We start from the raw sequence: 24,507 nt of genomic DNA, 5'->3' as shown, positions 1-24,507 counted from the left end.
GATCTGAAAATGGCCGGGCTTTCGGGCCCGGCTTTTCTTTTGGCCGATTTTACGAATGCGTGAAGCTAAGCTGTGGATTGCGGGCTTCGGCATGGAAAAGTCGGGCAGGGGCCGTTAAGACGGTTCCATGTATTCGTCCGGAGATCATGCTTCCGTCATCTTCAGACGTATAGCGTTCGCATTCGTGCAATAGGGTTTCAGGGGTGCGTGTCACTCACCAAACGGTCCGTTTTGGGGTGACGTGTCTGTGTTCAACAACGATTACCGCATCGCTTCGGTGAAAAATCACTCCGAAGCGCATTTTTTTGTGGCGGAATCAATTAAGAAAGTCTAACGAGATAAGCCCATGGCGCGATATGTTTTCATCACTGGCGGCGTGGTTTCTTCCCTTGGAAAAGGCATAGCTGCTGCAGCACTGGCTGCACTCCTTCAGGCACGCGGTTACCGCGTGCGTATCCGTAAACTCGACCCTTATCTGAACGTCGATCCCGGCACGATGTCGCCTTACCAGCATGGTGAGGTGTTCGTCACTGACGATGGTGCCGAAACTGACCTCGATCTCGGTCATTACGAGCGGTTCACCGGTCGTCCTGCCAACAAGCAGGATAATATCACCACCGGTCGCATCTACCGTAACATCATCGAAAAGGAACGCCGCGGCGACTATCTCGGCGCGACGGTTCAGGTCATTCCGCACGTCACCGACGAGATCAAGAATTTTGTTCTCGAAGGCAACGAGGATTACGATTTTGTCCTGTGCGAAATCGGCGGCACTGTTGGCGACATTGAAGCCATGCCGTTCCTTGAGGCGATCCGTCAGCTTGGCAATGAATTGCCGCGCGGCGCAGCCGTTTACATCCATCTGACGCTGATGCCGTATATTCCGGCGGCGGGCGAGCTCAAGACCAAGCCGACGCAGCATTCGGTCAAGGAACTGCGTTCCATCGGTATTGCGCCGGATATTCTTCTGGTGCGTGCGGATCGCGAAATTCCGGAATCCGAACGCCGCAAGCTGTCGCTGTTCTGTAACGTGCGTGAAAGCGCCGTTATTCAGGCGCTCGACGTGGCAACGATCTACGATGTGCCAATTGCCTATCACAAGGAAGGCCTGGATTCGGAAGTTCTTTCGGCTTTCGGTATCGACCCGGCTCCGAAACCGCGCATGGATCGCTGGGAAGAAGTTTCCCATCGTCTGCACAATCCGGAAGGCGAAGTCACCATCGCAATCGTCGGCAAATATACGGGTCTGAAGGACGCGTATAAGTCGCTGATCGAAGCGCTCTATCACGGTGGTCTCGCCAACAAGGTTAAGGTCAATCTCGACTGGATTGAAGCGGAAGTCTTCGAAAGCGAAGATCCGGCTCCGCATCTGGAAAAGGTACACGGCATTCTGGTGCCGGGCGGTTTCGGCGAGCGTGGCGCAGAGGGCAAGATTCTTGCGGCGAAATTCGCGCGTGAGCGGAAAGTGCCGTATTTCGGCATTTGCTTTGGCATGCAGATGGCCTGCATCGAGGCAGCGCGTAATCTGGTTGGCATCGAAAACGCGTCTTCGACCGAGTTTGGCCCGACCAAGGAACCAGTAGTTGGTCTGATGACCGAATGGCTCAAGGGCAACATGCTCGAGAAGCGCGCAGCAGCTGGCGATCTCGGCGGCACGATGCGTCTTGGCGCTTATGAAGCAGCCCTTGCTCCGGGTTCCAAGATCGCGGAAATCTACGGTTCGACCGATATTTCCGAGCGTCACCGCCATCGCTACGAAGTCAATATCGACTATAAGAACCGTCTCGAAGAGGCGGGTCTGAATTTCGCGGGCATGTCGCCGGATGGCGTTCTGCCGGAAACGGTCGAATATCCAGACCATCCATGGTTCATCGGCGTACAGTACCATCCGGAACTGAAGTCGCGCCCGTTCGAACCGCATCCGCTCTTCGCTTCGTTCATCGAAGCGGCGATTGAACAAAGCCGTCTGGTTTGATGCATGAATAATGATCTCGCGCGCAATGCTCGTTCGGTGGACCATCTGGTTCTGCCGGTTGGACGACTGGACGAAGCGCGCGCGAGACTTTCTCTCTTGGGATTTACAGTGGCCCCGAAAGCCCAGCATCCATTCGGCACCGCCAATGTGTGCAGCTTTTTTGCTGACGACACCTATCTGGAAATGCTGGCAGTCGACCGCGAGCCGCTTTATGTGGCTGCCGCCCGTCGCTCGAACAGTTTCATTCTCCGCGATCAGGCCTACCGCTTCCGTAACGGGCAGGATGGCTTTTCAGGCATAGCCTTCAAAACGGACGATGCACGCGCCGATCACGCCGCGTTCAAACGGCGCGGTGTTGCCGGTGGCCGCATGGTTGAGTTTTCACGGGCGTTCGTGAGCAAGGAAGGCAAGCGCGAAATTGCGAGTTTCCGCCTTGCTTTTGCGGCGGATCTGCGCGCGCCCGATGCGTTTTTCTTCACCTGCCAGCGTCTGGCTTATCCCAAGACGGATCGTTCGCATCTGATTGCGCATGAAAATGGCGTCAGCGGATTGCGCAAAATCCTGATCTGCGAGGATAATCCGGCGGCATTTTCGGAATTGCTGCAAGGCGTGTTTCATGCGCCAGCGCGCAAGCAGAACGGTGGTTCTCTGGAAATCACCGCAGGCAATGCCGATATAGATATCCTTCCTTCCAAACAGTTTGAACAAAGCTTTGGATGGTTGCCAGAGCTTCATGGCCGTGGCTTGCGGCTTGCAGGGCTGGTTTTCACGGTTGCTTCGCTTTTGACAATCGAGCAGCTTCTTGACCGCAACGGTGTCACGTTTCTGAAAAGAGATGGCCGTATCATCGTTTCTCCGGCTAAAGGCCAGGGTACGTTGTTCGTATTTGAAGGTGTTGAGTAAATGACGACCGCCAATTCCTCCGTCAAAGTCGGTAATGTTACCTTCTCCAACAGCGCGCGCTTCGCGCTGATCGCTGGCCCATGCCAGATGGAAACGCGGGACCATGCCTTCGACATGGCGGGACGCCTGAAGGAAATCACCGACAAGCTGGGTATAGGTCTGGTCTACAAGTCGAGTTTCGACAAGGCCAATCGCACGTCGCTGAAGGCAGAGCGCGGTATCGGTCTCGAAAAGGCGCTGGAAGTCTTTACCGATCTGAAAAAGGAATTCGGCTTTCCGGTTCTGACCGATATCCACACCGAAGAACAATGCGCCGCAGTCGCACCCGTCGTCGATGTGCTTCAGATTCCGGCCTTCCTCTGCCGCCAGACCGATCTGCTGATCGCCGCCGCGAAGACTGGCCGGGTGGTCAATGTCAAGAAGGGCCAGTTTCTGGCACCCTGGGACATGAAGAATGTTCTGGCCAAGATCACCGAAAGCGGCAACCCGAATGTGCTTGCAACCGAGCGCGGCGTGTCCTTCGGCTATAATACGCTGGTTTCGGATATGCGCTCGCTGCCGATCATGGCCGGCCTTGGCGCGCCGGTGGTTTTCGACGCGACCCATTCGGTGCAGCAGCCGGGCGGGCAGGGCGGTTCGTCGGGCGGACAGCGCGAATTTGTGGAAACACTGGCGCGCGCAGCGGTGGCTGTCGGTGTGGCCGGTCTTTTCATTGAAACCCATCAGGACCCCGACAATGCGCCGTCGGACGGACCCAATATGGTGCCGATCGACAAGATGCCTGCACTGCTGGAAAAGCTTGTGGCGTTCGACAGGATTTCCAAGGGTCTATAAAACACTGAGCGAATTGTGAAAGGCGGGGGATTTTCCTCCGCCTTTTGTTTCGCTAAGGATGTGCCCACATCGGATTTGTTCAGCAGCTCTGCATATAAGCGGAGCGATCTATAGGGAAGGACTGGCTCCTATGACTGCAATTATCGACATCGTCGGCCGCGAAATTCTTGACAGCCGCGGCAACCCGACCGTCGAAGTGGACGTAGTGCTTGAAGATGGCTCTTTTGGCCGTGCCGCTGTTCCATCCGGCGCATCGACCGGTGCCCATGAAGCCGTTGAGCTTCGCGATGGCGGCAGCCGCTATCTCGGCAAGGGCGTGGAAAAGGCCGTTGAAGCGGTGAATGGCAAGATTTTCGACGCCATTGCAGGCCTCGATGCCGAAAGCCAGCTGCTCATCGACCAGACTCTGATTGACCTCGACGGCTCTGCCAACAAGGGCAATCTTGGCGCCAATGCTATTCTCGGCGTGTCGCTGGCCGTTGCCAAGGCTGCCGCTCAGGCAACTGGCCTGCCGCTTTATCGCTATGTCGGCGGCGCGAATGCGCATGTTCTGCCCGTGCCGATGATGAACATCATCAATGGCGGCGCACATGCCGACAATCCAATCGACTTTCAGGAATTCATGATTCTGCCGGTTGGCGCATCGTCAATCCGTGAAGCCGTGCGTTATGGCTCGGAAGTTTTCCACACGCTGAAGAAGCGCCTCAAGGACGCTGGCCACAACACCAATGTCGGTGATGAAGGCGGTTTTGCTCCTAATCTCAAGAGCGCGCAGGCCGCCCTCGATTTCGTGATGGAATCGATCGAAAAGGCCGGATTCAAGCCGGGTGAAGATATCGCTATCGGCCTCGATTGCGCATCGACCGAATTCTTCAAGGACGGCAATTACGTCTATGAAGGCGAGCGCAAGACCCGTGATCCAAAGGCGCAGGCCAAGTATCTGGCCAAGCTCGTCGCTGATTATCCAATCGTCAGCATTGAAGACGGCATGGCCGAAGACGACTGGGAAGGCTGGAAGTACCTGACCGACCTCGTTGGCAACAAGTGCCAGCTGGTTGGCGACGATCTGTTCGTCACCAATTCGGCCCGTCTGCGCGATGGCATCCGCATGGGCGTCGCCAATTCGATCCTCGTGAAGGTCAACCAGATCGGTTCCCTGTCGGAAACGCTCGATGCCGTCGAAACCGCACACAAGGCCGGTTACACCGCCGTCATGTCGCACCGTTCGGGCGAAACCGAAGATTCGACCATTGCCGATCTGGCAGTTGCCACGAATTGCGGTCAGATCAAGACCGGCTCGCTGGCCCGTTCGGACCGTACGGCGAAGTACAACCAGCTTATCCGCATTGAAGAAGAACTCGGCAAGCAGGCCCGCTATGCAGGCCGCAGCGCGCTGAAGTTCCTATAATCGGAACGCAAAGGCTTTTGATGAAAGGCGGGCTCTGTGCCCGCCTTTTTCGTTGTCTTTGAGAACCATACCGCCATCTTGGCCAGCCCCGCTTTTGACTCCGCCCATATATATTGATATCAATGTTATTGTTCTGCCATGCGCTGGCCCTGAATGGGGAGCAATATGGCGGACATGGAGCGGCTCAATCCCGTATTGACCCGAGCCGTAAGGGGGGAATCGAAAGGGAGAGAGAAAATGGCTTATATTGAAGGCTTCGTCGTTGCGGTTCCAAAAGCGAACAAGGAAATCTATCGCAAACATGCCGCGACTGCTGCCGAACTGTTCAAGGAGTTTGGCGTTACGCGCATGGTTGAGGCATGGGGTGACGATGTGCCCGATGGCAAGGTGACCGACTTCCGCCGAGCCGTGCAGGCAACCGACGATGAGGAGGTGGTTTTCTCCTGGTTCGAATATCCCGACAAGGCCACCCGCGATGCGGCCAATCAGAAAATGATGAGCGATCCGCGCATGGCGGCGATGGGCAGCGAGATGCCCTTTGACGGCAAGCGGATGATCATGGGCGGGTTCTCAACGATTCTCGATGTGTGATCGTCTGAACGGTCGATAATGAACAGATCGGCAATCAAGAATTGATCCTGGTTGCCGATTTCCCCCTCTGCGAGTGAATTACTCACAAGAGGTCACCGTCTTTTGATTATCTGAACTGTTTCACAAAAATAGGGTTAATCCTTCCCTGACATATGGCTGCGGTAAAGCTCTGTTAAGCAAAATAATGCTTGATGGTGGAATTCGGATTGGCGGCTACAGCTTGAGATTCGCTGCCGTCAAAAACATCCGGGAAGGAAGCCGCAATGTGGACCAAGCAGAAACGTAAATCGATCCGTGGGCGCTTTATTCTGCCTATTCTGACGGCTGCGTTTCTCAGCTATTTCGGCTTCCACGCCTATCATGGCGAATTTGGTCTATACGCCCGTATCCAGCTCGAAGAGCAAAAAGCGAACCTCACCAAGCAGCTCGAAAAAATCAGCGGCGAGCGTTCCGCGCTCGAAAAGCGCGTCGCGCTTTTGCGTGATGGTTCCATCGAAAAGGATATGCTTGACGAGCAGGCGCGCAGGGCGCTTAATCTCTCCCATCCCGATGAAGTGACAATTATTACCTCTCGGGAAGACAGGTCGAATTAACTGAATTCCGGTTAATTGTCTTTTTGTGATATGTTTTTAAGGGCTTGGCAGCATAGCAGCTATGCTCTGGGTGCATATTGTATCTTGTAATATGCGCGTATAACGTCACAATATAACGACAATCTAAGGGAGCGAGATATGGCACCGAGGGCTAAAAAGACGCCTGCTGGCAAAACGCAGACGTCTTCTGTTACTACCCCCAAGGCACCTGCGCCTATAAATTTCACCAAGGAGCAGGAGCTGCACGCCTATCGCGAGATGCTGATGATCCGGCGTTTCGAAGAAAAAGCCGGCCAGCTTTATGGCATGGGCTTCATTGGTGGCTTCTGCCATCTTTATATCGGACAGGAAGCTGTCGTCGTTGGTATGCAGACCGCGCTGAAGGAAGGTGACCAGATCATCACTTCCTATCGCGATCACGGTCATATGCTGGCAACGGGCATGGAAGCGCGCGGCGTCATGGCCGAGCTGACCGGACGCCGTGGAGGCTACTCCAAGGGCAAGGGCGGCTCCATGCATATGTTCTCCAAGGAAAAGGGCTTCTTCGGCGGTCACGGTATCGTCGGCGCTCAGGTTCCGCTGGGCACCGGTCTTGCCTTTGCGAACAAGTATCGTGGCAATGACAATCTGTCGGTCACCTATTTCGGCGATGGCGCTGCCAATCAGGGCCAGGTTTATGAAAGCTTCAACATGGCCTCGCTGTGGAAGCTTCCGGTGATCTACGTCATCGAAAACAACCGTTACGCCATGGGCACCTCGGTATCGCGTTCTTCCGCTGAGACCGATTTCTCCAAGCGCGGTGTTTCGTTCAATCTTCCGGGCATCAAGGTTGACGGCATGGACGTTCGCGCCGTTGCCGCTGCCGCCAAGTTCGCTGCCGATTGGGCGCGTTCCGGCAAGGGTCCGTTGATTCTCGAAATGGAAACCTATCGCTATCGCGGTCACTCCATGTCCGATCCTGCGAAATATCGCTCGAAGGACGAAGTGCAAAAGATGCGTTCCGAGCATGATCCGATCGAACAGGTCAAACAGCGCCTGATCGACAAGGGCTGGGCAACCGAAGAAGAGCTGAAGGAAATCGACAAGGAAGTCCGCGACATCGTCGCTGATTCGGCCGATTTCGCTCAAAACGATCCGGAGCCGGATGTTTCCGAGCTCTATACGGATATTCTGCTCTAATTCGGGAAAGGTGTTGTCATGCCCGTAGAAATTCTCATGCCCGCCCTTTCTCCGACCATGGAAGAAGGCACGCTTTCCAAGTGGGTGAAAAAGGAAGGCGACAAGGTTACGTCCGGCGATGTGATTGCCGAGATCGAAACCGACAAGGCGACGATGGAAGTCGAAGCCGTCGATGAAGGCGTTATCGGCAAGATCCTCATCGCTGAAGGCACAGAAGGCGTGAAGGTCAATACGCCGATTGCCGTGTTGCTCGGCGACGGCGAAAGCGCTTCCGATATCGGTTCGGCCCCGGCTGCCAAGGCTGAAGCCCCGAAGCAGGAAGCCAAGGAAGAAGCAAAGGAAGCGCCGAAGGCTGAAGACAAGTCTGCTGCCAGCGTTCCGGCTGCTCCGAAGGTTGAAGTCGCTTCCGATCCGGATATTCCGGCAGGCACGGAAATGGTTTCGATGACCGTGCGTGAAGCGCTGCGCGATGCCATGGCCGAAGAAATGCGCCGTGACGAAAACGTCTTCATCATGGGTGAAGAAGTTGCCGAATATCAGGGCGCTTACAAGATCACGCAGGGTCTTCTCGATGAGTTCGGCGCGCGCCGCGTCGTCGATACGCCGATCACCGAGCATGGTTTTGCCGGTGTGGGCGTCGGTGCCGCAATGGCCGGTTTGAAGCCGATTGTCGAATTCATGACCTTCAACTTCGCCATGCAGGCAATCGACCAGATCGTCAATTCGGCTGCAAAGACGCTCTACATGTCGGGCGGTCAGATGGGTGCACCGATGGTGTTCCGTGGTCCTTCGGGCGCTGCTGCCCGCGTTGCCGCCCAGCACTCGCAGTGCTACGCCGCCTGGTACAGCCACATTCCGGGCCTGAAGGTCGTCATGCCTTACACGGCTGCCGACGCCAAGGGCTTGCTCAAGGCTGCCATCCGCGATCCGAACCCGGTCATTTTTCTCGAAAACGAAATTCTCTACGGTCATCATTTCGAAGTGCCGAAGCTGGATGATTTCGTCCTGCCGATTGGTAAGGCCCGCATTCACAAGCAGGGCAAGGACGCCACGCTGGTTTCGTTCGGTATAGGCATGACCTATGCGGTCAGGGCTGCGGAAGAACTGGCTGCACAGGGCATCGACGTTGAAGTCATCGATCTGCGCACCATTCGTCCGATGGACATTCCGACTGTCGTGGAATCGGTCAAGAAGACCGGTCGCCTCGTAACCGTCGAAGAAGGCTTCCCGCAGTCGTCGGTCGGCACGGAAATCGCCACCCGCGTGATGCAGCAGGCTTTCGACTATCTCGATGCGCCGATCCTGACCATTGCGGGCAAGGACGTTCCAATGCCTTACGCCGCAAATCTCGAAAAGCTGGCGCTGCCGAATGTGGCCGAAGTCGTGGAAGCGGTGAAAGCCGTGACCTACACCGCTTAACGAAAGGGTTTGGACATGCCGATCAATATCACCATGCCAGCGCTTTCTCCCACGATGGAAGAAGGCAACCTGTCGAAATGGCTGGTCAAGGAAGGCGACAAGGTTTCCTCCGGCGATGTGATTGCCGAGATCGAAACCGACAAGGCCACGATGGAAGTCGAGGCTGTTGACGAAGGCACCGTTGCCAAGCTGGTTGTTCCGGCTGGCACCGAAGGCGTCAAGGTCAATGCGCTGATCGCAATTCTCGCCGCTGACGGCGAAGATATCGCGGAAGCAGCAAAGGGCGGCGGCGCTGCCGCTCCCAAGGCGGAAGCAAAAGCCGAGGCTCCGAAGGAAGAGCCGAAGGTTGAAGCCAAGAAGGAAGCCGCGCCCGCCGCTGCTCCTGCTCCTGCTCCGGCACCTGCCGCTCCCGCACAGGCAAAGGGCGAACGCGTTTTCGCTTCTCCGCTTGCCCGCCGCATTGCCAAGGACGCTGGCGTCGATATCGCCGCCGTGAAGGGCACTGGTCCGCATGGCCGTGTCGTTCAGCGCGATGTGGAATCCGCGATCCAGTCCGGCGGCGCGAAAGCTGCTGCTGCACCGCAGGCTGCTGCGGCTGCTCCAGCGCCTAAGCCGATGTCGGACGATGCCGTTCTCAAGCTGTTCGAGGAAGGTTCTTACGAGATCGTGCCGCATGACGGCATGCGCAAGACCATTGCTCGCCGTCTGGTGGAATCGAAGCAGACCGTTCCGCATTTCTATCTGACGATCGATTGCGAACTGGATGCGCTTCTGGCGCTTCGCGCGCAGATCAACGCGGCGTCGCCGATGCTCAAGACCGAGAAGGGCGAGGTTCCGGCCTACAAACTCTCCGTCAACGACATGATCATCAAGGCGACCGCTCTGGCGCTGCGCGATATCCCGGAAGCCAATGTTTCCTGGACCGATGGCGGCATGATCAAGCACAAGCGTTCGGATGTCGGCGTTGCCGTTTCCATTCCGGGTGGCCTGATCACGCCAATCGTCCGCAATGCGGAAAGCAAGACGCTCTCCACCATCTCCAACGAGATGAAGGATTTGGCCAAGCGCGCGCGTGATCGCAAGCTGAAGCCGGAGGAATATCAGGGCGGTTCGACCTCCGTGTCCAATCTGGGCATGTTCGGCGTCAAGGATTTTGCAGCCATCATCAACCCGCCGCATGCGACCATTTTCGCAATCGGCGCCGGTGAAGAGCGCGTCGTGGTGAAGAAGGGCGAGATGAAAGTGGCGACGGTCATGTCGGTCACGCTTTCTACCGATCACCGCGCGGTGGACGGCGCACTTGCTGCCGAACTCGCGCAGGCCTTCAAGCGCCACATCGAAAACCCGATGGGCATGCTGGTCTGATGGAACTGACGCCGCGCTTGTCTTTGTAGATCATGCAGGGACAAGCGCGGCCTTTCCGCATTCAGGAATAAGGGCAAGAATTATGGCCGACATTTACGACGTTATTGTTATCGGATCTGGCCCCGGCGGCTATGTGACGGCAATCCGTGCGGCACAGCTGGGTCTCAAGACCGCTATTGTCGAGCGCGAGCATCTGGGTGGTATCTGCCTCAACTGGGGCTGCATTCCCACCAAGGCACTGCTGCGTTCGGCGGAAATCCTACATTTCGGCGAACACGCCAAGGATTACGGTCTGAAACTCGAAGGCACCATCACGCCGGACGTGAAAGCCGTCGTGCAGCGTTCGCGCGGCGTTTCGGCCCGTCTTAATGGCGGCGTCGCCTTCCTCATGAAGAAGAACAAGATCGACGTCATCTGGGGCGAAGCCAAGCTCGTCAAAGGCGCTTCCGGTTCCAATCCTGCTGAAATCACGGTCGGCAAGACGTCGAAGCAGCCGATGCAGCCGCAGAACCCGGTGCCGAAGGGCGTGCTGGGCGAGGGCAGCTACAAGGCCAAGCACATCATCGTGGCCACCGGTGCGCGTCCGCGTGCGCTGCCTGGCATCGAACCGGACGGCAAGCTGATCTGGACATATTTCGAAGCCATGGTGCCGCAGGACCTGCCAAAGTCGATGCTGGTCATGGGTTCGGGCGCTATCGGCATCGAATTCGCGTCGTTCTATCACGACATGGGCGTCGATGTGACGGTTGTGGAAGTGATGCCGCAGATCATGCCGGTAGAAGATGCGGAAATTTCCGCCATCGCCCGCAAGCAGCTCGAAAAGCGCGGCCTCAAAATCATCACCGACGCCAAGGTTGCGAAAGTGGAGAAGGGCGCCAACAACGTCACTGCTTCCATCGAAACCAAGGATAGCAAGGTGCAGAAGCTGACGGTCGACCGGATGATTTCGGCTGTCGGCGTGCAGGGCAATATCGAGAATCTCGGCCTTGAAGCGCTTGGCGTGAAGACGGATCGTGGCTGCATCGTCATCGACGGTTATGGCAAGACCAATGTTGAAGGCATCTATGCCATTGGCGATGTCGCCGGTCCGCCGATGCTGGCGCACAAGGCCGAACATGAAGGCACGATCTGCGTTGAAAAGATCGCAGGCCTTCCGAATGTCCATTCGCTCGACAAGGGCAAGATTCCGGGCTGCACCTATTGCAATCCGCAGGTCGCGTCGGTCGGTCTGACGGAAGCCAAGGCCAAGGAACAGGGTTTCGACATTCGTGTCGGTCGCTATTCCTTCACGGCCAACGGCAAGGCGATTGCTCTGGGTGAAGATCAGGGTCTGGTAAAGACGATCTTCGACAAGAAGACCGGTCAGCTTCTGGGCGCACATATGGTTGGCGCGGAAGTCACCGAGCTTATCCAGGGTTTCGTGATTGCCATGAACCTTGAGACCACCGAAGAAGAGCTGATGCATTCGGTCTTCCCGCATCCGACCCTTTCGGAGATGATGAAGGAAAGCGTACTCGACGCATATGGCCGGGTGTTAAACGCCTAATCCCGAAAAGTTGCAGACTTTTCGGACCAGATTAGGCGTGTAAATAAAGCTTAAAGCAATAGGAGACGCCTATTCCGCTGATCGAAAATGGAGGGCCATGGCGGCGCGCCGCCTGGCCGATCATAAAATGGTGTACCGTCATCGGTCTGGCGCTCGGATTTGTAGCCGGCGTCTTGAGTCTGCTTGGCGGTAACACCATATCGGTCAACGGAATGGCGCTCTTGGGCTGGTATGGTGTCTGGACGCTGACTTTGGCGCTTGGCTTTGGCGGTCTGGTCTTTGGGCTCATCTGGGCTCTGGTTTTCAGGGCGCTCGGGCTGGCTGCGCGGCGATGAGTAGCAAATGGTCCAAGTTGACAGGTCTGTGGTCAGGGCTTAGGACCGGACCGAATTAAGGAGCGTTCCACATTTCTTTTGGAACATGCTCCGGATAGGCAGGAAACAGCATGGTTACAGTTCTCAATACGGTCAACCAGAGCGGACGTCTGCGGCACCCGGAAAAGGCGCACCGCCCGGACAATGAAGTCCAGAAGAAGCCTGACTGGATTCGCGTCAAGGCTCCGGTCTCGCGCGGCTATAGCGAAACGCGCGAAATCGTGCGTTCCAACAAGCTCGTGACCGTCTGTGAAGAAGCTGGCTGCCCGAATATCGGCGAGTGCTGGGAAAAGAAGCACGCCACGTTCATGATCATGGGCGAAATCTGCACACGCGCCTGCGCGTTCTGCAATGTTTCGACCGGTATTCCTACGCCGCTCGATCCCAATGAGCCGGAAAATGTCGCCAAGGCCGTCAAGCAGATGGGCCTGACCCATGTGGTCATCACCTCGGTAGACCGTGACGATCTGGCAGACGGCGGTGCGCAGCATTTTGCCGAGGTCATTCGCGCCATCCGCGCTGCAACGCCTGCGACCACCATCGAAATTCTGACGCCGGACTTCCTGCGCAAGGAAGGCGCGTTGGAAATCGTGGTCAAGGCGCGTCCCGACGTGTTCAACCACAATCTGGAAACCGTGCCGTCGCGTTATCTGAAGGTTCGCCCCGGCGCACGCTATTTCCATTCGATCCGCCTGTTGCAGCGCGTCAAGGAACTCGATCCGACCATCTTCACCAAGTCCGGCATCATGGTCGGTCTCGGCGAAGAGCGGAATGAAATCCTGCAGCTGATGGACGATCTTCGTTCGGCGGATGTGGATTTCATGACCATCGGCCAGTATCTGCAGCCGACCCGCAAGCACCATCCGGTCATCCGTTTCGTGACGCCGGACGAATTCAAGTCGTTCGAAACCATCGGCAAAACAAAGGGCTTCCTGCTCGTCGCCTCCAGCCCGCTGACGCGTTCTTCGCATCACGCTGGCGACGATTTTGCAAAGCTCAAGGCCGCCCGCGAAGCGCAGATTGCCAACCGGTCATAAGTAGACATGCCGCAGTTTACGACCGTCAGACGGGTGCATCACCGGGCCGATCAGATGTTCGCACTCGTGGCGGATGTCGAGAAATACCCGGAATTTCTGCCCATGTGCGAAGCCTTGTCGATCCGCTCCCGCAAGGAGCGCGACGGCAAGGCGCTGCTGATTGCCGATATGACGGTCGGCTACAAGCTCATCCGCGAAACCTTCACCAGTCAGGTCCTGCTGAAACCGGACGAGAATGTCATCGACGTCAAATATCTCGATGGCCCGTTCCGCTATCTCGACAATCGCTGGACGTTCAAACCTGCCGAGGATGCGGCTTATTGCGATGTCGAATTCTTCATCGACTATGAATTCAAGAGCCGCACACTCGGCTTGCTGATGGGGACGATGTTCGATCTGGCCTTCAAGAAATTCTCCGAAGCCTTCGAAAAGCGCGCCGACCAGATTTACGGCCTATAATCAAACAGCTTTTTACTGTGCCGTATAACCGCCATCGACCATTAGCGAAGACCCGGTGATGAATGAGGACTCGTCGCTGGCGAGGAAGAGCACAGCGCTTGCCACTTCCTCGGCCCGGCCAAGGCGACCCATCGGGTGCAGGGCAACCAGAGCGTCCTTCTTGTCGTCGGGAATATCTTTCAGAAGTGGTGTGTCGATATAGCCCGGGCAAACGGCATTTACGCGGATATTCTGCGTACCATAATCGATAGCCAGTGTCTGGGTCAGCAGTTTCACACCGCCTTTTGCCGCGGCATAGGCGGTCACGCCAGACTTGCCGACATGGCTGTGGATCGATCCGCAATTGACGATGACGCCGCCGCCTTGCGACCGCATCTGGTCGATTGCGTATTTATCACAGAGATAAACGCCGGTCAGATTGATATCGATGGTCTTCTGCCAGGCGCTTTCGTCAAGTTCGTCGATTGGTCCGTCCGCAGCAATACCGGCATTGGCGAACATGATGTCGAGACGACCGTAATTTTCCACTGTTCGGGCGATAAGCTCCTGAACAGCTTTGGTTTTTGTCACGTCTGTCTTGATGAAAATGGCCTGCTGGTGTTCACCGGCAAGTTCATCGGCCAGTTGCTGGCCGTGGTCGGCATAATCGGCAATGATAACGTTGGCGCCTTCGCGCACAAAAGCCCGGACCGTCGCTTCCCCAATACCGCTTGCCCCGCCCGTAACAATGGCCACTTTGCCTTTGAACCGCATTGCCTATGCTCCTCATCTTAAACTGATAAGTAGAGGATAGGGCGGCAGGGCGGAAAGTACATGCGTGAGCGTTATGCCTTGCGCAAATTTGTCAGCACCAGTTCCAGCGCGGCAAGAACCGTTGCATGGCGAATTTCAGCACGGCTTTTCGGGCCGAAACGGCATTCCCGATGCAGCGTTGGCTGGCCGTTGCGTGCGGAGGCGATATGGACGAGCCCGACGGGCTTTTCGTCTGAGCCACCGCCCGGACCGGCAACGCCGGTCACCGCGATGCTGATGCCCGCCCGCGAGTGCTTCAGCGCGCCTTCGGCCATGGCAATCGCCACTTCTTTTGAGACAGCGCCGACGCGGTTGATCAGCTCCATTGGCACGCCGATCATGTCGTGCTTGGCCTCATTGGAATAGGTGATGAAACCGCGATCCACCACATCGGACGAACCGGCAATATCGGTCAATGCACCGGCAATCAGGCCGCCGGTGCAGGATTCTGCGGTCGCAATCATCAGGCCGGCCTTGCGGCAGGCGTCCAGCAGCGCGATGGCTTCCTTCTCTGCGACGAGTTCGCTCATTCCGGCACCTCGCCGGGATAAATGACGGTGGCGGTGGCGATGGCTGCAATGCCTTCGCGGCGGCCGACGAAGCCAAGCTTTTCGTTGGTGGTTGCCTTGATGGAAACGCGGTCGGCGGCAATGCCGAGCATATCGCAGAGCGCTTCCGTCATGGCGGCGCGATGCGGTCCGATCTTCGGCGCTTCGCTGATCAGCGTCACATCGACATTGGCGATGCGCCCGCCAGCCTCACGAACGATTTTGGCGGCGTGCTCGATGAAGATGCGCGAGGCCGCGCCCTTCCATTGTGGATCCGATGGCGGAAAATGCGTGCCGATATCGCCTGCGCCGCGCGTGGCGAGCAGGGCGTCGGTCACGGCGTGGAGCGCCACATCGGCGTCAGAATGGCCGTTGAGCTTTGCTTCATGCGGAATTTTCACGCCGCATAGCGTGACATGGTCGCCCGGTTCGAAGGAATGGACGTCATAGCCATTGCCCGTGCGAATATCCGGAAAGGCGGCATGGTCTTGCCGCAGGCGCTTGTCTGCCATTTCAATGTCCTTTGCCCAGGTAAGCTTTGTATTGTCAGCCGAGCCTTCGATGATGCGCACGGCGAGGCCCTGCCATTCGGCGATGGCGGCGTCGTCGGTGAAATCGGTGCGACGAATGGCGAAGGCTTTTTCATGCGCTTCGAGAATAGGCGCATAGGGAAATGTCTGCGGGGTCTGTGCCGCGAACAGACCGGCGCGGGGAACGGTGGTCTTGACCGTGCCATCGATGGCGGATTGTTTCAGCGTGTCCGAAACGGCCAGCGCGGGGAGGACGCCTTCTTCCGGCGTCAGATTGCCGACGATGCGTTCGAGCAGTGCTTGCGTGATGAAGGGGCGCACGCCGTCATGGATCATCACATAATCCGGCGCGTGGTCCTTGAGGGCGAGGAGGCCCAGCCGTGTGGATTCCTGCCGTGTGGGGCCGCCGGTGACGACGATCGCATCTTTGTGGCTTTCTGGTATGGCGCGTTCATAAAGCGCGAGATCGTCTGGATGAATGACGACGACGATCTCGTCGACCAATGTGCAGTCGGTAAAGGCGCGCAAGGTGCGCGCGAGCACGGCTTCGCCGCCGATGCGCCGATATTGCTTCGGCCCTTCGACGCTTTGCCCCGCCCGTTCGCCCCGGCCGGCTGCCACAATGACCGCTGCTGTTTTCGAAATGATCTTTGCCTTTGCCAAAACGGATCGCTTTGAAGCCGAATAATGCCTTGCATCGACAAATGCCAGACTGCAATTGATTTATCGCTTAATCTATGCGCTTTTCCTTGCGTTCAAAAGATGAACTGATTAAAGTGTGTGCGTTATGCATCATGCACATGAAATAGGCATTTGTTGGTGACTTCTCTCGATCAGCCCTTGGATATCCGCGGCGTGGTGCTCAAGAATCGCGTTTTTCTGGCGCCGATGTCAGGCGTCTCCGATCTGCCGTTTCGCAAGCGTGCTGCCGCCGCCGGAGCGGGTATGGTCGTTTCGGAAATGGTGGCCAGCGCGGAACTCTGCAATCGTCACAAGGAAAGCCTGCTGCGCCTGTCGGGCGAAGGTTTGGGCACGCATGTGGTTCAGCTTGCCGGGCGTGAAGCGCATTGGATGGGCGAGGCGGCCAGGATTGCCGAAGGCGAGGGCGCCGATATCATCGATATCAATATGGGCTGTCCGGCCAAGAAGGTGACAGGCGGCTATTCCGGGTCGGCGCTGATGCGCGATCTGGATCACGCCATGACGCTTGTCGAAGCAACAGTGGCAGCGGTCAACGTGCCGGTCACATTGAAAATGCGGCTTGGCTGGGACGAAAACAGCATCAATGCTCCGGAACTGGCCAAACGGGCCGAGGATGCCGGTATTGCGATGGTGACGGTGCATGGCCGCACCCGCTGCCAGTTCTATGAAGGTCATGCCGACTGGGACGCCATTCGCGCCGTACGCGATGCGGTGAAAATTCCGCTCGTCGCCAATGGCGATGTGACGTCGCGTGAAGATGCGGAAGAGATTCGCCGCCGGTCGGGTGCCGACGCGGTGATGGTCGGGCGCGCTACCTATGGGCAGCCATGGTTGCCGGGCTCGATCGCGGGCAGTGCCTTGTCGTCTCAAGATGGAACAGGGATTATCGATTATATTATAATGCATTACGAAGATATGCTCGACCATTATGGTAGCAAAACGGGTATTCGCCATGCGCGCAAGCATCTTGGCTGGTATCTGGATCGTCACGCTGGAGAGTGTTCGACCTCAGCAGACAAGGCGGAAGTGATGACGCTGACCGATCCCGCAAAGGTGGTGGAAGTGCTGCGCCGGATTTTCGCGGCGCGGACGACGGATGCGCCAGAGTTGAAATCGGCGTTCAGAAAGGTCGCCTGATGCGCGAAAGAGATGAAAAGGGTAGCATCCCGTCGGTCATACTGGATGCGATCAGCCAGCCGGTCATTATGGTTGGGCCTGACAATCACATCGTTTATGCCAATCTGGACGGCGAGCAGTTCTTCCGCTCGGGTTCGTCCATATTGGCGCGCAACCGGCTGGAAAGTTTTCTGCCGTTTGGCAGCCCGCTTCTGGCGCTTATCGATCAGGTTCGCGCTAGCCAGATGCCGGTCAATGAATATCGCGTCGATATTTCTTCGCCGCGTCTTGGTGCGGAACGCATTGTCGATCTCTATGTCGCGCCCGTTGTTGAAATGCAGGGTGCCGTGGTCATTCTTTTCAAGGAAAAGACCATGGCGGAAAAGATCGACCGCCAGATGACCCATCGCGGCGCTGCGCGTTCAGTGACCGGGTTGGCCTCGATGCTGGCGCATGAAATCAAGAACCCGCTATCGGGCATTCGCGGTGCGGCGCAGTTGCTTGAACAGGTGGTGGGCGACGAGGATCGCGCGCTGGCGCGACTCATTACCGATGAAACCGACCGTATCGTATCGCTCGTGGACCGGATGGAGGTTTTCTCTGACGAACGCCCCATCGAGCGCACAGCTGTGAATATTCACGCGGTTCTGGACCATGTAAAGGCCGTGGCCCGCAACGGGTTTGCGCGGCATATTCGCTTCTCGGAAGATTACGATCCCTCACTGCCGCCGGTTTTCGCCAATCGCGACCAGCTTGTGCAGGTGTTTCTCAATCTGGTGAAGAACGCCTCTGAGGCCATTGGCGACCGCGACCACGGAGAAATCCTTCTCTCGACGGCGTACCGTCCCGGTATCCGGCTTCAGGTGCCGGGCGCACGCGACCGCGTTGCGCTGCCGCTGGAATTCTGCGTGCACGACAATGGGCCCGGAGTGCCGCAGGATATGCTGCCGCATCTCTTCGATCCGTTTGTGACGACCAAAACCAACGGGTCCGGCCTTGGACTGGCACTAGTGGCGAAAATCATCGGCGATCACGGCGGCATTATCGAATGCGACAGCCATCCCTCGCGCACCACTTTCCGCATTCTCATGCCTGCCTGGAAAAGCTCGGATATTGCTTCGCCAGCGCGCAAACTCACGACTGATTATACCGGAGACGACGCATGATAGCAGGACGCCCGACGGGAACCGTATTGGTGGCGGATGACGATGCGGCGATCCGCACTGTGCTCAATCAGGCGCTTTCCCGGGCCGGTTACGATGTGCGGGTCACTTCGAACGCCGCTTCGCTTTGGCGTTGGGTGGCGGCAGGCGACGGCGATCTGGTGATTACCGATGTCATGATGCCGGACGAAAACGCCTTCGACCTTCTGCCGCGCATCAAGAAGATGCGGCCGGAATTGCCGATTGTGGTGATGAGCGCCCAGAACACCTTCATGACGGCCATTCGCGCCTCGGAAGCGGGCGCTTATGAATATCTGCCAAAACCGTTCGACCTGACGGAACTGATCAATATTGTCGGACGCGCGCTGTCTGAACCAAAACATAAGCCGGCTTCGGTGATGCACGACGAGCCGGGCGAGAACATGCCTCTTGTCGGCCGTTCGCCCGCCATGCAAGAAATCTACCGCGTTCTGGCGCGTATGATGCAGACGGACCTCACCATGATGGTCACGGGCGAATCCGGCACCGGCAAGGAGCTGGTCGCAAGCGCCTTGCATGAATATGGCCGTCGCCGCAAAGGACCATTCGTTGCTATCAATATGGCGGCGATCCCGCGTGATCTGATCGAGTCCGAACTGTTCGGCCACGAGAAGGGCGCTTTCACCGGCGCGCAGAATCGGTCCAGTGGTCGCTTCGAGCAGGCCAATGGCGGTACGCTTTTTCTTGATGAAATTGGCGATATGCCGATGGAAGCCCAAACGCGTCTGCTTCGCGTGTTGCAGCAGGGCGAATACATGACCGTCGGCGGGCGTACGCCGATCAAGACCGATGTGCGCATCGTGGCAGCGACCAACAAGGATTTGCGCCAGCTGATCGCGCAGGGTCTTTTCCGCGAGGATCTTTATTACCGGCTTAATGTGGTGCCGCTGCGGCTGCCGCCGTTGCGTGAGCGCAGCGAGGACGTGCCTGATCTTGTGCGCCATTTCTTCAAGCGCGCCGCCGAAGAGGGCTTGCCTGAAAAGCGCATTACCAATGCCGGTCTCGACATGATGCGACGCTATCCATGGCCGGGCAATGTGCGCGAACTGGAAAATCTGGTGCGCAGGCTAGCCGCGCTCTATCCGCAGGAAGAGATTTCGCCGGAAATCATCGAAACCGAGCTGAAGGCGGAAATGTCGAAGCCCGACAGCATTCCGGCAGTGGCAGGTGATGCGGAAAACATCACGATTTCGCAAGCCGTCGAGCAAAACATGCAGCGTTATTTCGCTTCGTTCGGTGCCGATCTGCCGCCGCCGGGGCTTTATCACCGTGTGCTGGCCGAACTCGAATATCCCCTGATTCTGGCTTGCCTGACGGCAACGCGCGGCAACCAAATCAAGGCGGCGGACCTGCTCGGTCTCAACCGCAATACGCTGCGCAAGAAAATCCGCGAACTCGGCGTAAATATCTATCGCGGCGGGAAGGGAAACTGAGCCCGTCCGCCTGATCTTCGAGCCGCTATCTCTTTGTAACGGTAGCGGTCTCAGAGCCAAATCTTACCAATCGGGATGAAGATCGATAAGATTTGGCCGTGAAATAGATTTAAAACGCGAATTTCTGTTTGGTTTTAATGCCGTGTTGGCTTTTTGATGGGCTTCTTTACCGGCTTTTTCACATGCCTTTTGGGGGATGGCTTTTTCGCTTTCGCCTTTTTCTCCGCTTTGACTTGATGAACCAAGCCCGAGGAGATGTGGCTTGGAGCAGCAAATGCAGCCGGCGCGGAAATAAAGGAAAGCGCGATTGCCGCAGCAAAGATTTTTCTCATAATCAGTATCCTCAATGTTTTCAGTAATTCAAATATATATCTATAGATTGTCCTGTTTACGGCTGATTTGTAAACGAACGTTGCTGATATGAATTTTTATGAATATTCTGATCGGTGATAAATAAACTATTTATTGCTTTGAAAAAGTGGCAAGCGTCTCAATCGTCTGATTGAGATGACATTAGAGATATCAGTCTGCGGCGGTTCTGAATTTTGAGGAAAGTGTAATCTTGTCATTGTGAACGGCGAGCGTTTTGCTCCAACCGTGAAAATATTGGTGCCCCCAGAGAGACTCGAACTCCCGACCCCCTGATTACAAATCAGGTGCTCTACCAACTGAGCTATAAGGGCACTTCACAATACAGTGTTGTATCGAACCGGTTTTGGTCGCAAATCGCTTCCGCATCGCGGTTAGCGCTCGATTAGCACAAATGACGCGTCTGTAAAACGAAAATTCATCGCATTGAGGTCATGGCAACAGGGTTTTTCATGTGCTAGCCAGTAGACCGCGATGAGGACATGGCAAACTTATCAGGGTTGAACTGGGGAGCGAGACGGTAGACATGACAGACAAATCACTCGCGCTTCATTTTCTGTCGTCCGGGAGTGAAGAATCACTCGCGGCGCAGAAAGAACTCGTGAAACGCTATGGCCACGTGGCAGGCGAAGACGCCGATATCATCGTTGCGCTCGGCGGCGATGGCACCATGCTGCAGGCGCTGCGTGATTTCATGAATACCGGTACGCCGATCTATGGGATGAATCGCGGGTCCGTCGGCTTCCTGATGAATGAGTTTAGCGTCGATAATCTGTGCGAGCGCATTCTCGCCGCACAGATGGAAACGATCCGCCCGCTGGTCATGATCGCGGAGACCGAAAATTCAGCGCCGGTCGAAGCGCTTGCAATCAACGAAGTTTCGCTGTTTCGCCAATCCTATCAGGCAGCCAAGGTTCGCATATCGATCGATGGCAAGGTGCGGCTGGAAGAGCTGGTCTGTGACGGTGTGATGGTTGCAACGCCTGCCGGTTCGACCGCCTATAATCTGTCGGCGCAGGGGCCAATCCTCCCTCTGGAAGCACCGCTTCTTGCGCTGACGCCGGTGAGTCCGTTCCGGCCACGTCGCTGGGGGGGCGCATTGCTGCCAAAGCATGTAACGGTGCGCATGGATCTGCTTGAAACGGAAAAGCGCCCGGTTAATGCGGTGGCTGACAATAACGAAGTCAAATCGGTAACGTCGGTTACGGTGCGCGAGGCGCCGAACAGCCAGGTAGCCATTTTGTTCGATAAGAACCATTCCTGGGACGAGCGGATTTTGACGGAACAGTTCCGGCATTGATCTGAAAAGTCTATAGATTTCGGGTAAGATTATGCGCAAGCAAAGATGAAAAACTTCCGTGTGTGACAATCCTCTAATGTCATCAATTTGATTTAATTCGATTAGAAACGGCGTTGATTGGCGTCGATTATCGTTTTGTGCAGAACTATCAAAGCAATTTGATATCGTATGATGGTATTTTGGTTGACTTTTGCACGCTGCGGACGTAGGCGATGCTGCAAGAAAACGCTAGATGCGTTGCAGACGCCTTTTCTGCTTTGGTCCTGCGCCCGATGACGCGGCTGCAATGACAGGATGGGCGGAACACGTTTCCGAACCAGAGAGCTGCGCCTCCATTGACGACATTTGCCGAACTCGGTCTTTCCCCGAAAGTGCTTGCTGCTGTAGAAGCGGCAGGATACACCGCGCCTACACCCATTCAGGCTGGCGCCATTCCGCCCGCGTTAGAGCGCAAGGATGTGCTTGGTATCGCCCAGACGGGGACGGGCAAGACGGCTTCTTTCGTTCTGCCGATGCTGACGCTCCTGGAAAAAGGCCGCGCTCGCGCACGTATGCCGCGCACGCTCATTCTGGAGCCGACGCGTGAACTCGCAGCGCAGGTTGAAGAAAACTTCGTCAAATATGGCGTCAATCATCGCCTGAACGTCGCCCTGCTGATCGGCGGCGTTTCGTTCGACGAACAGGAGCGCAAGCTGGAGCGCGGCGCGGACGTGCTGATTGCAACGCCGGGCCGTCTTCTCGATCATTTCGAACGCGGCAAGCTTTTGCTGACCGGCGTTGAAATTCTGGTCATCGATGAAGCAGACCGTATGCTCGACATGGGCTTCATCCCGGACATCGAACGCATCTGCAAGCTGATCCCGTTCACGCGCCAGACGCTGTTCTTCTCCGCGACCATGCCGCCGGAAATCACCAAGCTCACCGAGCAGTTCCTGCATTCGCCATCCCGGATCGAAGTGGCCAAGGCTTCGTCCACGGCCAAGACCGTGACGCAGCGTCTGGTCAAGTCCAGCAAGAAGGATTGGGACAAGCGCGCCGCATTGCGCGATCTTATCCGCGCCGAAGGCGACACGCTCAAGAATGCGATCATCTTCTGCAACCGCAAGAAGGATGTGTCGGAGCTGTTCCGTTCGCTGGTGCGTCACGAGTTCAACGCCGGTGCCTTGCATGGCGATATGGACCAGCGCGCCCGCATGACGATGCTGTCCAACTTCAAGGACGGCAAGCTGCAGCTGCTGGTCGCTTCCGATGTGGCCGCACGTGGTCTCGACATTCCTGACGTCAGCCACGTTTTCAACTTCGATGTGCCGATTCACTCGGAAGACTATGTCCACCGCATTGGCCGTACAGGCCGCGCTGGTCGCTCCGGCAAGGCGTTCACCATCGTGACGCCGTCGGACACGAAATACCTTGCCGCGATTGAAAACATGATTGGCGAGAAGATTGAATGGGTCGATGGCGATCTGTCCACGCTTGCGCCGTCCGACGAGGCTGATGATCAGCCGCGCAAGGGCCGGAATGCGCGTGGCAAGGGCAAGGACTCGCAGCGCGACAGCAAGGGCAAAGACAAGGGGCGGGACAAGAGCATGGATAAACCGAAGGAAAAGGTCGCTTCGATTGAAGCGCTCGATCCGGCGGAACAGCCGCAGCCCATTATCGAATCCCACGACCGCCGCGACGCGATCCGCGCTTCCAACGACGAACGTCGTGGCAGGCCGCAGCATGACCAGCATAAGCAGCGCCGTCGTGATCGCGATGATGATGGTCCGTCGCCGGTTGGTTTCGGCAACGATATCCCTGCTTTCATGCTCATTCCGACGGGCATGTAAGCAGACTGCAGTTTTGAGATTGTTATTCGGCCGTGAAGGAACGCTTCGCGGCCGATTTCTTTTGGGGTTTTGATTGACCGCTGCGCAGGGCGGCTTCATAGGCGAGGCGCGCCCACTCAGTCATGATTTCAGGGTCATCGAAGGCTTCGCCCGGCACGCTCCAATAAGGCATGCCGACCGGATCGCCGCCTTTGCGCCCTTCATAGGTCCACTGCACCGATCCGGCATCGATGAAACGCGGACTGGTCAATGCGTCGGCTTTGAAAAGGAGTTCGTCGCGAACCACAAGCGCGAAGATCAACCCCTGATGATAAATGCCCTTGCCGCCGAACATGCGGCGGATGCTGATCGGGCCGAAATCCTGCAGCAGATCGCGGAGGGTTTCGTCATCCATTGGGGAGATTCCTTCGGAAGACCAGCCGCTTAAATCAGATCAGGCGGCGCCTTGCATCTGGCGGAGGCTTTCTGCCGAGGCGGGCGTCAGCTCAACCGATTCACCGCAGCCGCAGGCAGAGGTCTGGTTCGGGTTGTTGAACACGAAACCGGTGCGCAGCGTCGTCACTTCAAAATCCATCTGGGTTCCGAGCAGGAAAAGCACGGCTTCCGGGGCGATAAAGACCTTGGCGCCATCTTTCTCGGCAACATCGTCACCGGCTTTCGCTTCATTGGCGACATCGATGGTATATTCCATGCCTGCGCAGCCACCTTTTTTCACACCGACACGAATACCCAGCGCGCCTTCACGCGACTCAACAATCTCGCGAACGCGATTTGCTGCGGCTTCGGTTAGCGTCATGACTGCGAAACGGCCCATGGTTCATCTCTTCCGGTGTTATGCAGTGGCTTCGAAAGTGTGGCTTCATGCGCGAGAATCAACCAATCTCGTATGAAACCCGCGAGTTTCAAACCTCGCTGCCACGTTTTCACTATAGTTAGTGTTGTAACATCATTACCGCAAGACACCAAATCGAGAGCGCAGGCCGGTTGCCCGGCTGGCGGGCTT

24 protein-coding genes and 1 tRNA gene are annotated in these 24,507 nt (G+C 56.8%); 18 read left to right on the top strand and 7 right to left on the bottom strand.

The features are described from left to right. Positions 1-346: 346 nt before the first annotated feature. The 13 genes from pyrG (at position 347) to D8666_RS02785 (ending at position 13,683) form a co-directional block, all read left to right on the top strand. Complete coding sequence (pyrG, locus tag D8666_RS02840) at positions 347-1,975, top strand: CTP synthase (protein ID WP_109369152.1); 1,629 nt, start codon at positions 347-349, stop codon at positions 1,973-1,975. A 3-nt stretch (positions 1,976-1,978) separates the two neighbouring features. Next, entirely contained in the window at positions 1,979-2,878 is a 900-nt protein-coding gene (locus tag D8666_RS02835; protein WP_121536246.1) for a VOC family protein, read from the top strand. Continuing rightward, the gene (gene kdsA, locus D8666_RS02830) at positions 2,879-3,712 is read left to right on the top strand and encodes a 3-deoxy-8-phosphooctulonate synthase (RefSeq protein ID WP_121536244.1); all 834 of its coding nucleotides are present in this window, start codon (positions 2,879-2,881) and stop codon (positions 3,710-3,712) included. 130 nt (positions 3,713-3,842) lie between these two features. Next, positions 3,843-5,120 (top strand): phosphopyruvate hydratase, encoded by a 1,278-nt coding sequence (gene eno, locus D8666_RS02825; RefSeq protein ID WP_109369149.1) that lies wholly within the window; start codon positions 3,843-3,845, stop codon positions 5,118-5,120. 237 nt (positions 5,121-5,357) lie between these two features. After that, positions 5,358-5,711, top strand: coding sequence for a DUF1428 domain-containing protein (locus tag D8666_RS02820; RefSeq protein WP_078340401.1), 354 nt, complete (start codon positions 5,358-5,360; stop codon positions 5,709-5,711). A 263-nt stretch (positions 5,712-5,974) separates the two neighbouring features. Continuing rightward, positions 5,975-6,304 (top strand): FtsB family cell division protein, encoded by a 330-nt coding sequence (locus tag D8666_RS02815; RefSeq protein WP_121536242.1) that lies wholly within the window; start codon positions 5,975-5,977, stop codon positions 6,302-6,304. A gap of 138 nt (positions 6,305-6,442) precedes the next feature. After that, on the top strand, positions 6,443-7,483 hold the full coding sequence (gene pdhA / locus D8666_RS02810) for a pyruvate dehydrogenase (acetyl-transferring) E1 component subunit alpha (RefSeq protein ID WP_121536240.1): 1,041 nt from the start codon (positions 6,443-6,445) through the stop codon (positions 7,481-7,483). 18 nt (positions 7,484-7,501) lie between these two features. Beyond that, entirely contained in the window at positions 7,502-8,902 is a 1,401-nt protein-coding gene (locus D8666_RS02805; RefSeq protein ID WP_121536238.1) for a pyruvate dehydrogenase complex E1 component subunit beta, read from the top strand. A gap of 15 nt (positions 8,903-8,917) precedes the next feature. Continuing rightward, complete coding sequence (locus D8666_RS02800) at positions 8,918-10,267, top strand: pyruvate dehydrogenase complex dihydrolipoamide acetyltransferase (RefSeq protein WP_109369144.1); 1,350 nt, start codon at positions 8,918-8,920, stop codon at positions 10,265-10,267. Positions 10,268-10,349: 82 nt separating this feature from the next. After that, positions 10,350-11,813 carry a dihydrolipoyl dehydrogenase gene (lpdA, locus tag D8666_RS02795; protein WP_121536236.1) on the top strand — a complete coding sequence of 488 codons (1,464 nt, stop codon included), beginning with the start codon at positions 10,350-10,352 and terminating at the stop codon, positions 11,811-11,813. 173 nt (positions 11,814-11,986) lie between these two features. Next, complete coding sequence (locus tag D8666_RS24125) at positions 11,987-12,148, top strand: hypothetical protein (RefSeq protein ID WP_167836034.1); 162 nt, start codon at positions 11,987-11,989, stop codon at positions 12,146-12,148. Positions 12,149-12,258: 110 nt separating this feature from the next. Next, positions 12,259-13,224 (top strand): lipoyl synthase, encoded by a 966-nt coding sequence (lipA, locus tag D8666_RS02790; protein ID WP_109369142.1) that lies wholly within the window; start codon positions 12,259-12,261, stop codon positions 13,222-13,224. A gap of 6 nt (positions 13,225-13,230) precedes the next feature. Further along, positions 13,231-13,683, top strand: a complete 453-nt coding sequence (locus D8666_RS02785) for a type II toxin-antitoxin system RatA family toxin (protein ID WP_109369141.1) — start codon at positions 13,231-13,233, stop codon at positions 13,681-13,683. A 12-nt stretch (positions 13,684-13,695) separates the two neighbouring features. Here D8666_RS02785 and D8666_RS02780 read toward each other — a convergent pair whose 3' ends face one another. The 3 genes from D8666_RS02780 to D8666_RS02770 all read right to left on the bottom strand — a co-directional run bounded on the left by D8666_RS02780 (position 13,696) and on the right by D8666_RS02770 (position 16,216). Beyond that, positions 13,696-14,436 (bottom strand): SDR family NAD(P)-dependent oxidoreductase, encoded by a 741-nt coding sequence (locus D8666_RS02780; protein ID WP_109369140.1) that lies wholly within the window; start codon positions 14,434-14,436, stop codon positions 13,696-13,698. A 71-nt stretch (positions 14,437-14,507) separates the two neighbouring features. Next, positions 14,508-15,005, bottom strand: a complete 498-nt coding sequence (locus D8666_RS02775; RefSeq protein ID WP_109369139.1) for a CinA family protein — start codon at positions 15,003-15,005, stop codon at positions 14,508-14,510. After that, the gene (locus D8666_RS02770) at positions 15,002-16,216 is read right to left on the bottom strand and encodes a bifunctional 2-C-methyl-D-erythritol 4-phosphate cytidylyltransferase/2-C-methyl-D-erythritol 2,4-cyclodiphosphate synthase (protein WP_109369138.1); all 1,215 of its coding nucleotides are present in this window, start codon (positions 16,214-16,216) and stop codon (positions 15,002-15,004) included. The genes D8666_RS02775 and D8666_RS02770 overlap by 4 nt, the downstream gene beginning before the upstream one ends. Positions 16,217-16,372: 156 nt before the next feature. Here D8666_RS02770 and dusB point away from each other — a divergent pair, with 156 nt between their 5' ends. The 3 genes from dusB to ntrC are packed head-to-tail and all read left to right on the top strand — an operon-like array spanning position 16,373 to position 20,006. Further along, positions 16,373-17,392 (top strand): tRNA dihydrouridine synthase DusB, encoded by a 1,020-nt coding sequence (gene dusB, locus D8666_RS02765; RefSeq protein ID WP_181376095.1) that lies wholly within the window; start codon positions 16,373-16,375, stop codon positions 17,390-17,392. Further along, complete coding sequence (locus tag D8666_RS02760; RefSeq protein ID WP_121536234.1) at positions 17,392-18,537, top strand: two-component system sensor histidine kinase NtrB; 1,146 nt, start codon at positions 17,392-17,394, stop codon at positions 18,535-18,537. The genes dusB and D8666_RS02760 overlap by 1 nt, the downstream gene beginning before the upstream one ends. Then, positions 18,534-20,006, top strand: a complete 1,473-nt coding sequence (gene ntrC, locus D8666_RS02755; protein ID WP_109369136.1) for a nitrogen regulation protein NR(I) — start codon at positions 18,534-18,536, stop codon at positions 20,004-20,006. The genes D8666_RS02760 and ntrC overlap by 4 nt, the downstream gene beginning before the upstream one ends. Before the next feature lie 134 nt (positions 20,007-20,140). On the opposite strand, the gene D8666_RS02750 is transcribed toward ntrC, so the two are convergent. Next, positions 20,141-20,338: a hypothetical protein gene (locus D8666_RS02750; RefSeq protein WP_109369135.1), complete on the bottom strand. Its 198-nt coding sequence runs from the start codon at positions 20,336-20,338 to the stop codon at positions 20,141-20,143. 275 nt (positions 20,339-20,613) lie between these two features. Then, positions 20,614-20,689: transfer RNA gene (locus D8666_RS02745), tRNA-Thr, on the bottom strand. Positions 20,690-20,901: 212 nt separating this feature from the next. On the opposite strand from D8666_RS02745, the gene D8666_RS02740 reads away from it, so the two are divergent. Together D8666_RS02740 and D8666_RS02735 are read left to right on the top strand one after the other, a co-directional pair. Continuing rightward, on the top strand, positions 20,902-21,675 hold the full coding sequence (locus D8666_RS02740) for an NAD kinase (protein WP_109369134.1): 774 nt from the start codon (positions 20,902-20,904) through the stop codon (positions 21,673-21,675). 335 nt (positions 21,676-22,010) lie between these two features. After that, positions 22,011-23,504 carry a DEAD/DEAH box helicase gene (locus D8666_RS02735; protein WP_121536232.1) on the top strand — a complete coding sequence of 498 codons (1,494 nt, stop codon included), beginning with the start codon at positions 22,011-22,013 and terminating at the stop codon, positions 23,502-23,504. Positions 23,505-23,526: 22 nt separating this feature from the next. On the opposite strand, the gene D8666_RS02730 is transcribed toward D8666_RS02735, so the two are convergent. Continuing rightward, complete coding sequence (locus D8666_RS02730) at positions 23,527-23,898, bottom strand: TfoX/Sxy family protein (protein ID WP_121536230.1); 372 nt, start codon at positions 23,896-23,898, stop codon at positions 23,527-23,529. 39 nt (positions 23,899-23,937) lie between these two features. Then, entirely contained in the window at positions 23,938-24,318 is a 381-nt protein-coding gene (gene sufA, locus D8666_RS02725; RefSeq protein WP_109369131.1) for a Fe-S cluster assembly scaffold SufA, read from the bottom strand. Positions 24,319-24,507 lie beyond the last annotated feature (189 nt).

It is taken from the genome of Ochrobactrum soli (assembly GCF_003664555.1).
GTDB lineage: Bacteria > Pseudomonadota > Alphaproteobacteria > Rhizobiales > Rhizobiaceae > Brucella > Brucella teleogrylli.
The sequence above is the reverse complement of the archived record's forward strand: the minus strand, read 5'-3'. Positions and strand labels throughout refer to the sequence as shown.